General features: G+C 74.3%; 10 protein-coding genes. 8 read left to right on the forward strand and 2 right to left on the reverse strand.

Going from position 1 to position 14,173, the window contains the following annotated elements; genetic code table 11:
• Positions 1–57 precede the first annotated feature (57 nt).
• The 8 genes from JEK78_RS02755 (at position 58) to JEK78_RS02790 (ending at position 11,778) form a co-directional block, all read left to right on the forward strand.
• Positions 58–2,202 (forward strand): MMPL family transporter, encoded by a 2,145-nt coding sequence (locus JEK78_RS02755; RefSeq protein WP_200262503.1) that lies wholly within the window; start codon positions 58–60, stop codon positions 2,200–2,202.
• Between the two features lie 258 nt (positions 2,203–2,460).
• On the forward strand, positions 2,461–3,984 hold the full coding sequence (locus JEK78_RS02760) for an SDR family oxidoreductase (protein ID WP_242483352.1): 1,524 nt from the start codon (positions 2,461–2,463) through the stop codon (positions 3,982–3,984).
• Between the two features lie 76 nt (positions 3,985–4,060).
• Positions 4,061–5,434, forward strand: coding sequence for a deoxyribodipyrimidine photo-lyase (locus tag JEK78_RS02765; protein ID WP_200262504.1), 1,374 nt, complete (start codon positions 4,061–4,063; stop codon positions 5,432–5,434).
• Positions 5,435–5,446: 12 nt separating this feature from the next.
• Entirely contained in the window at positions 5,447–6,946 is a 1,500-nt protein-coding gene (locus tag JEK78_RS02770; protein ID WP_200262505.1) for a cryptochrome/photolyase family protein, read from the forward strand.
• Positions 6,947–7,077: 131 nt separating this feature from the next.
• Entirely contained in the window at positions 7,078–8,217 is a 1,140-nt protein-coding gene (locus tag JEK78_RS02775; RefSeq protein WP_200262506.1) for a polyprenyl synthetase family protein, read from the forward strand.
• Positions 8,214–9,785, forward strand: coding sequence for a phytoene desaturase family protein (gene crtI / locus JEK78_RS02780; RefSeq protein ID WP_200262507.1), 1,572 nt, complete (start codon positions 8,214–8,216; stop codon positions 9,783–9,785). The genes JEK78_RS02775 and crtI overlap by 4 nt, the downstream gene beginning before the upstream one ends.
• Positions 9,782–10,774: a phytoene/squalene synthase family protein gene (locus JEK78_RS02785; protein ID WP_200262508.1), complete on the forward strand. Its 993-nt coding sequence runs from the start codon at positions 9,782–9,784 to the stop codon at positions 10,772–10,774. The genes crtI and JEK78_RS02785 overlap by 4 nt, the downstream gene beginning before the upstream one ends.
• A complete protein-coding gene (locus tag JEK78_RS02790) occupies positions 10,771–11,778 on the forward strand; it encodes a DUF5914 domain-containing protein (protein WP_242483241.1) in 1,008 nt (335 codons plus the stop codon). The genes JEK78_RS02785 and JEK78_RS02790 overlap by 4 nt, the downstream gene beginning before the upstream one ends.
• 24 nt (positions 11,779–11,802) lie before the next feature.
• Here JEK78_RS02790 and JEK78_RS02795 read toward each other — a convergent pair whose 3' ends face one another.
• Positions 11,803–13,356: an FAD-dependent oxidoreductase gene (locus tag JEK78_RS02795; protein ID WP_200262509.1), complete on the reverse strand. Its 1,554-nt coding sequence runs from the start codon at positions 13,354–13,356 to the stop codon at positions 11,803–11,805.
• Entirely contained in the window at positions 13,353–14,081 is a 729-nt protein-coding gene (locus JEK78_RS02800) for a methyltransferase domain-containing protein (RefSeq protein WP_200262510.1), read from the reverse strand. The genes JEK78_RS02795 and JEK78_RS02800 overlap by 4 nt, the downstream gene beginning before the upstream one ends.
• Between the last annotated feature and the right edge of the window lie 92 nt (positions 14,082–14,173).

The following is a 14,173-nucleotide window of genomic DNA, read 5'->3' on the forward strand; positions in this document are numbered from 1 at the left end:
GATCACTCGACGATCGAGATACTTGACTGTCGAATTGTCTGGGGAGTGGGATTCCTGATGAGATCCGCACCACGTTGGGCCCGGTGGTTCGTACCCCTGGCCCTGGCGCTCGTCTGGCTGGGCGTCGGTGGGGCGCTCGGCCCCTACGCGGGCCGGCTGGGCGAGGTGGCCACCGACGACCAGGCCTCGTTCCTCCCGCAGAACGCCGAGTCCACTCGGGCGCTACGGGCGGGTGAGGCCTTCGAGCGGTCCGAGACCCTGCCCGTGATCGTGGTGTGGACGGCCGGGGGCGCCCAGGTCACCGGCGCGCAGCAGGCCGAGGCCACCGCCGCCGTCGCCTCGCTGAGCGGCCGGAGCGGCGTCGCGGGCCGCCCCTCGCCCGCCGTGCGTTCCGAGGACGGCGAAGCCCTCCAGGCCGTGGTGCCGCTGGCGTCGGACGTGGGCGAGGAACTGCCGACGGTGCTGGACGAGGTCCGCGACGCTGCGGACGCCGTCCCGGGCACCACCGCCCAGCTCGCCGGACCGGCCGCGAGCCGAGCCGACCTGTCCGACGCTTTCAGCGGGATCGACGGGCTGCTGTTGACCGTGGCACTGAGCGCGGTCCTGCTGATTCTGCTGCTCGTCTACCGGAGCGTCCTGCTCCCCTTCGTGATCATCCTGGGCTCCATCTTCGCTCTCGGGCTCGCCGGCGCGGTGGTCTACTTCCTGGCCGACCGCGACGTGGTCCGCGTCGACGGTCAGGTCCAGGGAATCCTCTCCATCCTCGTCATCGGCGCCGCGACCGACTACGCGCTGCTGCTGGCAGCCCGCTTCCGCGAGGAGCTGGCGGCCCGCGGCGATCGGGCCACCGCCGCGCTCGCGGCGGTTCGTCGTTCCTTCGGAGCCATCGCGGCCAGCGCTGCCACGGTCGCGCTCGGTCTGCTGGCCCTTCTCGCCAGCGACCTGACCAACAACCGCGCTCTCGGGCCGGTGGGCGCCATCGGCATCGCCTGCGCCCTGCTCTCCGCCCTCACCTTCCTCCCCGCCATGCTCGCCCTGCTCGGGCGCGCCGCCTACTGGCCCTCCAAGCCCGTTTCGGGAGCCTCCGCGGAGGGCCACCGCGTGTGGCGACGGGTGGCGACCGTGGTCGGCGCCAGGCCCCGGCGCACCTGGGTGGTGACCGCGCTCGTCCTGGCCTGTTGCGCGGCCTTCTCGCCGTCGCTGTCCTCCAAGGGAGTGCCCCTCGACGAGATCTTCGTGAACGACGCTCCCTCCGTCGCCGCCCAACAGACCCTCGGCGAGCACTTCCCCGGCGGATCCGGCAGCCCCGCCGTGATCATCACGGAGGCCGACAGCGCCGAGGAGGTGACCTCCGTCGCGCGGAACACCCCGGGGGTGGCGTCGGCCGCCGCCGTCACCGCCGGCGGCGCGCCGGGTTCCGGGGAACCCCTGGTCGTGGACGGGCGGGTGCGGATCGACGCCACTCTGCAGGCCGCCCCGGACAGCGAGGCGGCCCAGGAGACCATCGATCGACTCCGTGCCGAGGTGGGTGCCGTTCCCGGCGCGGACGCCCTGGTCGGCGGCTACACGGCACAGCAGTCGGACACCCAGCGGACCGCGGCCCGGGACCGGGCGGTGATCGTTCCCGTGGTCCTCGTCGTCATCCTGGTCATCCTCGTGATGCTGTTGCGCTCCCTGCTGGTGCCCGTGCTGCTGGTCGCGACGGTGGCTCTCAACTTCCTCGCCACCATCGGGGTCTCGGCGCTCGTCTTCCAAGGGCTCCTGGGCTTCAGCGGCACGGACGCCTCGGTCCCGCTCTACGGCTTCGTGTTCCTCGTCGCGCTCGGCGTCGACTACAACATCTTCCTCATGTCCCGGGTACGGGAGGAGACGCTCGTCCACGGCCATCGCGAGGGGGTCCTGCGCGGGTTGACCACGACGGGCGGAGTGATCACGTCTGCCGGGGTGGTGCTCGCCGCCACCTTCGCCGCGCTGATGGTGATCCCGCTGGCCTTCCTCGTGCAGTTGGCCTTCATCGTGGCCTTCGGGGTGCTGCTGGACACGCTCGTCGTCCGCTCGCTCCTGGTGCCCGCGCTCGTTCTCGACATCGGCCCCCGCGCGTGGTGGCCCGGGAACCCGGCCGCCCGCGGCGCCGCGCCCGGGCCGGCGGACCGGGCGGACGACCCCGCGACCCGGCCGGCGGGACCGGGAGCACCGGGGTAGAGGGTGACAGGACGGAGACGCTCGGGCGCCCCGTCGAGACAGTACGCCGGGGGGCGGAACGCGCCGACTCCCCGCCGAGGACGGGGTACACCCACCCGCCGCCCGCGACGGGCGAACAGGCGATCGTCCCGTCATGCTCGGTGTGCGGGTACGGCGAGAGGAGCCAGCGTGGGCGGCGTGGAGGAAGGGCGGAACGCCGGGGAGTGGCCGAGCGGCGCCTCGACGGACCGGCACGCCGAGGACCCGCCGCACTGCCTGGTGACGGGCGCGTCCGGCTACATCGGCGGCCGACTGGTCCGGGAGTTGCTGCGCGCCGGTCACCTGGTCCGTTGCATGGCCCGGTCCCCCGAGAAGCTGCGCGACCACCCCTGGGCGGAGGACGTCCAGATCGTCCGGGGGGACGCCACCGACCCGGAGGCGGTCGCCGCCGCCATGCGCGGCGTCGACGTCGCGTACTACCTGGTCCACGCGTTGGGCACGGGCTCCGCCTTCGAGGAGACCGACCGCCGGGCCGCCCGGATCTTCGCGGAGAAGGCGCACGAGGCAGGGGTCCGGCGGATCGTCTATCTCGGCGGACTCACCCCCCCAGGCGTCCCCGAGGAGTCGCTCTCGCCCCACTTGCGCTCGCGGGCCGAGGTCGGGCGGGTCTTCCTGGACGGTCCGGTGCCGGCGACCGTGCTGCGCGCGGCCGTCGTCATCGGCTCGGGGTCGGCCTCCTTCGAGATGCTGCGCTACCTGACGGAACGACTGCCCGCGATGGTGACCCCCAGTTGGGTGAACACCCGTATCCAGCCGATCGCCGTCCGGGACGTACTGCACTGCCTGGTCGGCTCGGCGTCCATGCCGCCCGAGGTCGATCGGGCCTTCGACATCGGTGGACCGGACGTGCTCACGTACAAGGAGATGATGCGCCGTTACGCTCGCGTCGCCGGTCTGCGCAAACGGCTCATCGTCCCGGTGCCGGTGCTCACACCCCGGCTCTCGGGGCTGTGGATCGGCCTGGTCACCCCGGTCCCCTCGGCGCTCGCCAGGCCGCTGGCGGAGTCGCTGCGCCACGAGGTCGTGTGCCGGGAGACGGACATCACCCGCTGGGTGGGGTATCCGCCGGGACGCCCGATGCCCTTCGACGAGGCCCTGGAGCTGGCGCTCCGGCGGGTCCGTGAGGCGCGGGTGGACACCCGCTGGTCGTCGGCGGCGTATCCAGGCGCGCCCAGCGACCCGCTGCCCACCGACCCGGACTGGGCGGGCGGAAGCCTCTACCACGACGAGAGGGAGCTGGAGGTCGAAGCCTCACGGGAGTCGCTGTGGAGGGTGATCGAGGGCATCGGCGGCGAACACGGCTGGTACTCCTTCCCGCTGGCGTGGGCGGTCCGGGGTCGGATGGACCGGTTCGTCGGCGGTGTGGGCCTGCGTCGCGGTCGGCGCGACGCCGAGCGGCTGCGGGTGGGCGACTCGCTCGACTTCTGGCGGGTGGAGGAGATCGAACCCGGCCGGTCTCTCCGACTGCGGGCCGAGATGCGACTGCCCGGTCTGGCCTGGCTGGAGATGTCCGCGGAGACCGACGGCGAGGGCCGCACCAGGTACCGGCAGCGAGCGCTCTTCCACCCACGCGGCCTGCTCGGGCACGCCTACTGGTGGGCGGTGGCGCCGTTCCACGCCATCGTGTTCGGCGGCATGGCCCGCAACATCGCACGGGCGGCGGCCGAGGCTGACGCCTGGCGGGACTTTGGCGACGGTCCGCGCGTCCACGACCGCCCAGGCGACCGAAGTACCGGAGGGTAGGCCTCGCCGGCCCCTCGACGAGGCCCCGCACCACCGCACCGGCCGCCGCACCCGGCGGCACGAATGGAGAGCGCCGATGTCCGTCGCCGTCGTCCTGTTCACCTCGGATCTGCGTCTGCACGACCACCCGCCGCTGTGGGCAGCCCTCGCCGAGGCGGACGAGGTGGTGCCGCTGTTCGTGCGCGACACGGGCGTGCGCGCCGCGGGTTTCGACGTCCCCCACCGCGAGGCGTTCCTCGCGGACTGCCTGACCGATCTGGACGACTCGCTGCGTCGACGCGGCGGGCGCCTGGTCGTTCGCGCCGGCCCCGTCGTCCGGGTGGTCCGGGAGGTGGCGGCCGAGTGCGGGGCCTCGCGGGTGCATCTGTCGGCGGGTGTCACGGGCTACGCCAGGCGCCGGGAGGAGGCGTTGCGGGCCGGACTCGGCGAGGCGGGTGTGACCCTTCACGCGCACGACGGCGTGGTCACCGCGGTCGCGCCGGGCGCCGCCACCCCGACCGGGTCCGACCACTACGCGGTCTTCACACCGTACTTCCGGCGCTGGTCCGGCCGGCCGCGACGCGACACCCTCGCGGCACCGCGCGCGGTGCGGGTGCCGGAAGGCGTCCGAGGTGGCCCGATCCCCGCCCGGCGGGACGTCGCCGGCGCCTCCCCCCGGCTGCCCGAGGGAGGCGAGACGCGGGGCCGTGAGCGGCTGGCCCGGTGGCTGCGCGGCGGGATCTCCGCCTACGAGGAGCTGCACGACGACCTCGCGGCCGACGCCACGTCGAGACTCTCCCCCTTCCTGCACTTCGGCGCGGTGTCGCCGACGGAGGTGGTGAGCCGGGCGAGCGCCCACGGGGGCGCCGGGGCGGAGGCCTTCGTACGCCAGTTGTGCTGGCGGGACTTCCACTACCAGGTGTTGGCGGCGCGACCGGACGCGGCCACGCGCGACTACCGCACCCGGCACGACCGCTGGCGGTCGGAGGAGACGGCGGAGGAGGAGATCGCCGCGTGGCGCGCCGGTCTGACCGGCTACCCGGTGGTGGACGCGGCGATGAGGCAGTTGGCCGCGGAGGGGTGGGCACACAATCGGGCGAGGCTGCTGGCGGCGAGCTTCCTGACCAAGACGCTCTACGTGGACTGGCGGATCGGCGCCCGGCACTTCCTGGACCTGCTCGTCGACGGCGACGTGGTCAACAACCAGCTGAACTGGCAGTGGGTGGCGGGCACGGGCACCGACACCCGGCCGAACCGGGTGCTCAACCCGGTCGCGCAGGGCAAGCGGTTCGACCCGAGCGGCGCGTACGTCCGCCGCTGGGTGCCGGAGCTGGCGGACGTTCCCGACGGCCGCGTCCACGAGCCCTGGCGACTGTCGGACGCCGAGCGGGCGGCAACCGGCTACCCGGCTCCCCTGGTGGAGCTGGCCGAGGGGCTGGCCCGGTTCAGGCACGCCCGAGGCCGGGACTGACGGGGGCGCCGCGTGCACTGGCTCTTCGGCGACCAGTTGGGCCCGCACTTCCTGCGCGCGTCTCCGGACGGCGCGCCGGGACGGGACACGCCGCTGTTGATGATCGAGGCACGGTCGGCTTTCCGCCGCCGGCGTCTCCACCGTGCCAAGGCACACCTGGTGCTGTCGGCGATGCGGCATCGCGCGGCCGAGCTGGGAGACCGCGTGACGTACGTGCGGGCGGACACCTATCGCGAGGGGTTGAGGCGGGTGGCGGCCGGACGGGAGGTGACCGTGCACCACCCGACCTCGTTCGGGGCGCTGCGGTTGGCGCGTTCCCTGCCCCGGGTGAGGGTGGGTCCGGCACGCGGGTTCCTGGTGCGGGGCGAGGACTTCGCGGCGTGGGCGGAGGCCCGGGGCGGCGGTCGCCTCCGACAGGAGGACTTCTACCGGTGGGTACGGCGCGGCCACGACCTGCTGATGGAGGGGGAGGAGCCGGCCGGCGGCCGGTGGAACCACGACCACGACAACCGCGAGCCGCCGCCCCGGGGCGCGCCCACGCTCGGCGTCCCGCAGCCCTATCGGCCCCGGGAGGACGAGATCGACGAGGAGGTCCGCCACGACCTGGACCGGTGGGAACGCGACGGCGAGGTGTCGTTCGTGGGGCGGGACGGGCCTCGGCTGTTCCCGGCGACGCGGGCCGAGGCCCGGGCCGCGCTGCGTCGATTCGTGGAGCGCAGGCTGGAGACCTTCGGGCCGTACGAGGACGCCATGCTGGGCGACGATCCCGTCCTCAGCCACAGTCTGCTGTCGTCCTCGCTCAACCTCGGCCTGCTGGACCCCGCGGAGTGCGTGGAGCGCGCGGAGGCGGCTTGGCGGGCGGGCCGCGCGCCGTTGAACAGCGTGGAGGGTTTCGTCCGCCAGATCGCGGGCTGGCGGGAGTACGTATGGCAGGTCTACTGGCACTTCGGCGAGGGCTACCGGCGCTCGAACGTCCTTCGGCACACCGGGGCGCCGCCTTCGTGGTGGCTGGAGTTGGACGCGGAGCGGGTCCGCGCCCGGTGTCTGCGCACCGTGTTGCGGCAGGTGCGGGACACCGGCTGGACGCACCACATCCCCCGGCTGATGATCCTGGGCGGCCACGCCCTCCAGCGTGGGTGGGCGCCCGAGGCCGTCACGGACTGGTTCCGCGACTGTTTCGTCGACGGCCACGACTGGGTGATGGTGCCCAATGTGGTGGGCATGTCCCAGTACGCCGACGGGGGGCGTATGACGACCAAGCCGTACACCTGTGGCGGAGCGTACGTGAACCGGATGAGCGATCTGTGCGGGCCGTGCGTGTACCGGCCCGGTGACCGGACCGGACCCCTCGCCTGCCCCTACACTGCCGGCTACTGGGCCTTCCTCGACCGCCACCGCGACCTGTTGGAGCACAACCCGCGCACCGCGCGGGCGGTTCGGGGGCTGGACCGGCTCGGCGACCTCGACACGGTGCTGCGTCGGGAGCGGGGACGCGGAGACGAGCCGCCATAGGCGGTTGGGCTGTTGGAGTGGGCTTCCAGTGACGGGCCCGGCACGCCGGGCAGGAATCACCGCATCCGGTCACGGGGGGTCGGGCGAAGCAACGGGTGTCGCGGGTGTCGGACAGCGAGAGAGGGCTGAGCATGCTTGGACTGCGGCCGATCCCGGCCGAACCGGCCGGACTCGGCGGCCATCCCGCCACCGTCCGGGAGGCGGTCCGGGCCGCCGACACGGTGCTGGACGAGATCCTCGACGCCGAACTCGACCGGGCGCGCGCGGTGGACCCGGTCTTCGCCCGCGATGTCGCCGCTCGGGTGGCCGAGTTCGTCCGTCGAGGCGGCAAGCGCCTGCGCACGGCGTTCCTGTGGTGCGGTTGGCGCGCGGCCGGCGGCCGGGGCGACCCGACGTCCGTGCTGCGCGTGGCCGCCGCGCTCGAACTGCTCCAGGCGTGTGCTCTGGTGCACGACGACGTGATGGACGGCTCGCCGCTGCGGCGCGGCGGTCCCGCCGTCCATGTCGAACTGGCCCGGATGCACCGGCGGACGGGGCTCGGTGGCCCGGCGGAGACGTTCGCCCGCTCCTCCGCCGTGCTGGCCGGCGATCTCGCGCTGGCCTGGGCGGACGACGTGCTGACGGAGACGGCCCTGGCGTGTCCGCACGGGTCCCGGCTGTACCGGGAGTGGCGGGCGACGCGCACCGAGATGGTCGCCGGACAGTACCGCGACCTGCACGCTCAGGCCGCCGGCTCCTCGGCCGTCGACGAGGCGTTGACGATCGCGACGTTGAAGAGCGCCCTGTACACGGTGGGACGCCCGCTGACCCTCGGGGCGACCCTGGCGGGGGCCGACTCCCGTGCCCTGGAGGCGTTGGCGTCCGCCGGCCGCTGCGCGGGGCTGGCGTTCCAGCTCCGTGACGATCTCCTGGGCGCCTTCGGCGATCCGCTCCTGACCGGCAAACCGTCCGACGAGGACCTGCGGACCCGGAAGCTCACCTACCTGCTGGCGGTCGCGGTACGCCTCGCGGAGGCGGGCGGTGACGGCGAGGCGATTCGGGTGCTCTCCCCCGAGGGGTCCGGTCCCGATGCGGTGGCCGAGATGCGCGCCGCGTTGGAGCGGACGGGCGCCCGAGCGCTCGTGGAGGGGAAGATCACGGAGCTGGCCGCAACGAGCCTGCGCCACTTCGCGCGCGCCGCCGCCGACGACGGCGTGCGCGGGGAGTTCGTCAACCTGGTCGAGAGAGCGGCGGGGGTCGCGTGCCGGCCGCCGGGGGAGGTCGCCCGATGAAGACGGTCAAGGGGCCCACCGATCACGTCGTCGTGGTGGGCGGGGGGTTGTCCGGACTGGCCTGCGCGCTGCACCTGCTGGGCGCGGGACGCCGGGTCACCCTGGTCGAGCGGGACGCCGGACCGGGCGGCCGGTCGGGCCGGTCGGAGCTGGACGGATACCGGCTGGACACGGGTCCGACGGTGTTGACGATGCCGCATCTGGCCGACGAGGCGTTCGCGGCGGTCGGCGACAGCCTCACCCGGCGTGTCGACCTCGTCGCCCTGCACCCCGCCTACCGGGCACGATTCGCCGACGGCGGCGTTCTGGACGTGCACACCGACGGCGCGGCCATGGAGGCGGAGGTCCGGCGGTTCGCCGGTCCGGCCCAGGCGGCCGGCTACCGTCGGCTGCGCGTCTGGCTGGAGCGGATCTACCGGGCGCAGATGCGGCGCTTCGTGGACGCCAACTTCGACTCGCCCTTCCGGCTCGTCCACCCCGACCTGGCCCGACTGGCGGCGCTCGGCGGTTTCGGGCGCCTGGACCGGCGCATCGGCCACTTCGTCTCGGATCCGCGTCTGCGCAGGGTCTTCTCCTTCCAGGCCCTCTACGCCGGGGTCACACCCGCCAGGGCGCTCGCGGCCTACGCGGTGATCGCCTACATGGACACCGTCGCCGGAGTGTGGTTCCCCAAGGGGGGGATGTACGCGCTCCCCCGGGCACTGGCCGACGCCGCGCGGGACGCCGGAGCCGACCTGCGCTGGTCGGCGGAGGTGGAGTCGCTGGAACGGTCGGCAGGCCGCGTCCGAGCCGTCCGACTGGTCTCGGGTGAGCGGATCGCCTGCGACACGGTGGTCCTGAGCTGTGAACTGGCCACGGCCCACCGGCTCCTGGGAGGCGCTCCTCGCCGCCCGACGCCGCTGCGCCACTCGCCGTCCGCCGTAGTCCTGCACGCGGGGACGGACCGCACCTGGCCGGAGTTGGCGCACCACACCATCTCCTTCGGGGCGGCCTGGGAACGCACCTTCGAGGAACTGACCCGGTCCGGAAGGCTGATGAGCGATCCCTCGCTGCTCATCACCCGACCGACGACGCACGACGCGTCGCTGGCACCGCCGGGCCGTCATCTGCACTACGTGCTGGCGCCCTGTCCGAACACGACCGTCGGACCGCCCGCCTCGGCCTGGCGGGATCTCGGGCCGCGCTACCGCGACCGCCTGGTACGGGAGTTGGAGCGCCGGGGCCTGTCGGGCTTCGGGGCGAGCGTCGAGAAGGAGCTCTTGGTGACCCCGCTCGACTGGGCCGCGCGAGGGCACGCGGCGGGCAGCCCCTTCTCGCTCTCCCACACCTTCGCCCAGACCGGGCCCTTCCGTCCTCGCAACCTCGTCGACGGTGTGGACAACGTGGTGTTGGCGGGGTGCGGGACCACTCCGGGGGTCGGCGTTCCGACCGTCCTGATCAGCGGCAAGCTCGCGGCCGCCCGGGTGACCGGCGGGCCGGTCCCCGGGGTCTCGAAGGCCGCTGCCTCACGGGCACGCTCCGCCGTGCCGGCCGCCTCCGTCCCCCAGGAGCCCGGAGGGCGCGCGTGACCCGTCGTGAACTGGACGCCGCCGGGATCACCGAGCCCGCGCTGCGAGCCGCCTACACCGAGTGCCGGCGGCTCAACGCCCGCCATGGCCGTACCTACTTCCTGGCGACCCGGCTGCTCCCGCCGGAGCGGCGGCCCGCGGTGCACGCGCTGTACGGATTCGCCCGCTGGGCCGACGACATCGTCGACGACGTGGAGCGCCCGGCCCCCGTCCGGGAACGCGACCGACTGCTGTGCGAGTTGGAGGACGACCTCGCCCACGCGCTGCGGACGGGAGGCGGGGAGGGCCCGGTGGTCCGCGCGGTGGTGGACACCGCGGAGCGGTACGCCATCGAGCACGAGCTGTTCGCGGACTTCCTCGCCTCGATGCGCGCCGATCTGACCGTGACGGACTATCCGACGTACGCGGACCTGCAGGCCTACATGCACGGCTCGGCCGCCGTGATCGGCCTGCAGATGGTTCCGGTGCTCGGCACCGTCGTCGACCGGACGGAGGCCGCCCCGCACGCGGCGGACCTGGGCGTGGCCTTCCAGCTCACCAACTTCCTCCGGGACGTGGGCGAGGACCTCGACCGAGGGCGGGTCTACCTGCCGGCGGACCTCCTCGCCGCGCACGGCGTGGACCGCGCGCTGCTGGAGTGGAGCAGACGGACCGGGCGGGAGGACCGGCGGATCCGGGCCGCGCTGGTGGCGGCCGAGGCCATGACCCGTGAGGTCTATCGCGCGGCCGAACCGGGGATCGACCTGCTCGACCCCGTGGTGCGGCCGTGCATCAGAGCCGCTTTCACCCTGTACGGCGGCATTCTCGACGCCGTGGCCGCGCAGGACTACGCCGTGCTGCACCGCCGGGCGGTGGTCTCTCGCCGGCGGCGCGCGAAGACGGCCGCCGCGGGGGCCGTGGGGGTGTGGCGGGAGCGGCGCCGGGCCGGGGGGGCGCCCGCGACGGCCCCTTCCGGCGGCGTTCCGGTCCGGCGTGGGGAAGCACGGTGAGCGCCGGTCGACGCGGGGCCGGCTGGACGTCGCCGCTGCGCCGCCGGAGGGGTCCGGGCTGGGCTGCGCAGGAGCCGACCTGGCGGGACGCGCGCCCCTCACTGATCGCGCGGGCGCTGAAGCGGGCCTCCGCCCGGCCCTCCGGCAACTGGTTCGTGGTGGGCGCCTCCCGGGACGTGCGGGCGGGCGGCGGACCTTACGGGACGACGGTGGGCGGCGTCGAGGTGGTGGTGTGGCGCGCGCCGGGAGGTGCGCTGCGTGCCGGTCCGGGGGCGTGCCCGCATCTGGGCGCGCCGCTGCGGGAGAGCAGGGTGGTCTGCGGCGCCCTGGTGTGCCACTGGCACGGACTCGCCCTGGACGGCTCGCCGTTCGCGGGGTGGGACCCCTTCCCGGTTCACGACGACGGCGTCCTGGTGTGGGTGAGGTTGGACGCCGTCGGCGGGGAACGGCCGACGGATCGCCCGGTGGTGCCGGATCGCCCGCCGGCCGGGGTCGGGGTGGACGCGGTGTACCGGGCGGTGGGTCGGTGCGAACCGCAGGACGTGATCGCCAACCGGCTCGACCCGTGGCACGGCTCCTGGTTCCATCCGTACTCCTTCGTGGATCTGCGGGTGGCCGCCGTACCGGAGGGCGAGGGGGACGACGCGTTCGTGGTGGACGTCTCCTTTCGGGTGACGGGGCGTCTGGTGGTGCCCGTGCGCGCCGAGTTCACGGCGCCGGAGCCTCGGACGATCGTCATGCGGATCACCGAGGGGGAGGGGGCGACGTCCGTGGTGGAGACGCACGCGACGCCGCTGACCGGGCCGGCGGACGACCGGCCGCGGACGGCGGTGATCGAGGCGCTGGTGGCGGCCTCGGACCGCAGGGGCTTCGCCCTGGCGAGGTCGGCGGCGCCGCTGCTGCGGCCGGTGATGCGTCGCACGGCCGGACGACTCTGGCGGGACGACCTCGCCTACGCCGAGCGGCGCTGGGCGTTGCGCGGCGCGGGACGGTTCCCGGGCTGAGGGCCCGGGAACCGTCGTCCGGGGTCAGCCCCCCGCCGCGGCCAGGGCGCGCAGGGCGCGGGAGCGGCCGGCGCGGGGCACGGTCCACAGCGTCTGGCCTCGCACGCCCCATCGGGCGAGGAGGGTGTTGGCGGCCAGGAAGCCGGTGGTGGCCGCCCGTTCCATCAGCGCCACGGGCAGGTCGCAGCGGATCGCGTCGCCGGCCAGGGTCAGCCGGGGGTGGGGGGTGCCGACGGTGGGGCGTCGGTGGTGGGAGCCGACGGGGAAGAGCGGGCAGTCGGCCCACCACTCGTGCCGGGCGTCCACGATTCGCGCTCGCCGTGTCTCCGGGTAGACCTGTCGCAACCGGTCCAGGAGGCGCGCCTGGACGCCGGCCGTGTCCGCGCCGTCCTCGACGGCGTAGGCGTGCAGTTCGACGACGGACCCGCCGTTCCGGGCGGCCCAGCGGGCGGCCTCGCCCTCGTAGCGCTCCAGGACGCTGACGTTGTCCAGGCCGCCGTAACCGCTGGTGCCGAGGAACCCGGGGCGGTCGGCTCGGACCGGGCGGTCCAGCCACAGGCGGGAGACCAGGAACCGGGGGGCGGTGCGCAGGGCGGCGATGCCGGAGCGCCACTCGGGCGGGCCGAGCGTGGGCGAGGCCTCGACGAGCGCGCGCAGGGCGCCGGGGTCGAGGGCGAGCACGGCCGCGTCGTGGCGGTCGTGACCGGCGGCCGTCTCCAGGTTGATGCCTCCGTCGTCCCGCGCCCGGACGCCCAGCACCGGCGCGCGGGTGCGCACTTCGGCGCCGAGCCGCTCCAGGTATCGGCCCAGTGGGTCCCACAGGGCCTGCGGGAACGGCTCGTCGGGCACGTCGAAGAGGAGTCCCTCGGCGGAGCCGAGGAAGTAGATGTGGAACATCAGCAGCAGTTCCGCCGCGGAGAGTTCGCGCGGGTCGGCGAAGAAGCTCCGGGAGAAGACCTCGAAGGCGAGGTGGTGGGCGGCCTCGGGGAAGCGGACCCCTTCGAGAAAGTCGAGGGCGCTGACCCGGTCGAAGCGCGCGTACACCTCCGGGACGCGCACGTCGAGCAGGGGCAGGGCGGCGCGCGCGTCCATGGAGACCAGATCGCGCCAGCCGAAGGTGGGACTCAGGGCGACGAAGCCGATGGCGCTGAGCGGCGGGGTGCGGGGCACGCGGGCGAAGCTGTCCGTCAGGCCGCCGCTGTGCCGGAGGGGGTAGTCGGGCAGCGGGACGAGGCGTTCGAGAGCGGGGTCGGTACGCCGCAACAGGCCGCGCAGGTTGTAGTACTGCCGGAAGAAGGCGTGGAAACCTCGGCTCATGGTGACGGGGGAACCGTCCGCGAGCCGGGTGCGGTGCCCGGAGAGTCGGCCGCCGAGGGCGTCGCGCTGTTCGTGCAGGGTCACTCGGGCTCCGCGCTCGGCGAGCAGGGTGGCTGCCGCGAGGCCGGCGATGCCGCCGCCCACGACCGCGACCGACGGCGCGTCGTGGCTCTCGAAACGGGGACGGCCGGGCGCCGGGCTCAGCGTCTGCGCCCTGCGGTCCCGACCTCGGCGCGGGCCGTTTCGTCGACGCGCGCTCACCGGTCCGCCGCCGCGGTGTCGTCGGCGGACCGGGCGAGGAAGGTGTAGGCGATCCCGGTCTGCCAGCCGGCCACCGGGACGGCGCGGACGCCGGCGAAGCCCGCTCCGCGCAGTCGGTCGGAGAAGGCGGGTGCCGTGTCGAAGTCGAGGACGCTGCGCCACAGGTGGTGATAGAGCGGACCGTCGCCGGCGAGCGTGCCGGCCGGCACCACCACCGCCCGGCACACCGCCGTCCACAGGGCGCGGTGTCGCGCGGATCCGCTCAGGCTGTACTCGTGCACGACGAGGCGCCCGCCCGGCGAGAGCAGTCGGCGAACGCCGGCGAGGACCCGGTCCGGATCGGCGGTGTTGCGGAACAGGTAGGCGGCGAAGACCGCGTCGAAGGGTCCCTCCTCGGACGCCACGAGTCGCTCGGCCGTCAGGTGGCGGAAACGGACCCGAGCGGGCCACTGCTTGGCCCGGGCACGACTCAGCATCCCGGCGGAGGCGTCCACGCCGGTGACGCGCGCCTCGGGCACCGCCCGCAGCAGGGCACGGGTGGAGGCGCCGGTTCCGCAGCCGAGGTCGAGGACGTGCAGACCGGCTCCCCGGGAGGGCAACCGCATCCGGTGCGCCGAGCGCCTCAGGTCTCGGCCGTAGCCCGGGTTGAGGGCGGTGAGCCGGTCGTAGCTGCGGGAGGCTCGGTCGAAGGCGCTTGCCAGGTCGTGATCGCGCAACAGCGTCATCGGTACTCCTTCGTGGGTGCCCGGACATCGGGCGTGGGGTGCCGTCCTTCTCCGGAGGGAGCGGGGGTCCAGCGAGGGCGTCGGCGCGACCG

It is taken from the genome of Streptomyces sp. HSG2 (assembly GCF_016598575.1).
Lineage (GTDB): Bacteria > Actinomycetota > Actinomycetes > Streptomycetales > Streptomycetaceae > Streptomyces.

Coding starts and splice junctions, on each gene's coding strand:
- JEK78_RS02755 (WP_200262503.1), top strand. CDS start 58: ATGAGATCCGCACCACGTTGGGCCCGGTGGTTCGTACCCCTGGCCCTG.
- JEK78_RS02765 (WP_200262504.1), top strand. CDS start 4,061: ATGTCCGTCGCCGTCGTCCTGTTCACCTCGGATCTGCGTCTGCACGAC.
- JEK78_RS02775 (WP_200262506.1), top strand. CDS start 7,078: ATGCTTGGACTGCGGCCGATCCCGGCCGAACCGGCCGGACTCGGCGGC.
- crtI (WP_200262507.1), top strand. CDS start 8,214: ATGAAGACGGTCAAGGGGCCCACCGATCACGTCGTCGTGGTGGGCGGG.
- JEK78_RS02800 (WP_200262510.1), bottom strand. CDS start 14,081: ATGACGCTGTTGCGCGATCACGACCTGGCAAGCGCCTTCGACCGAGCC.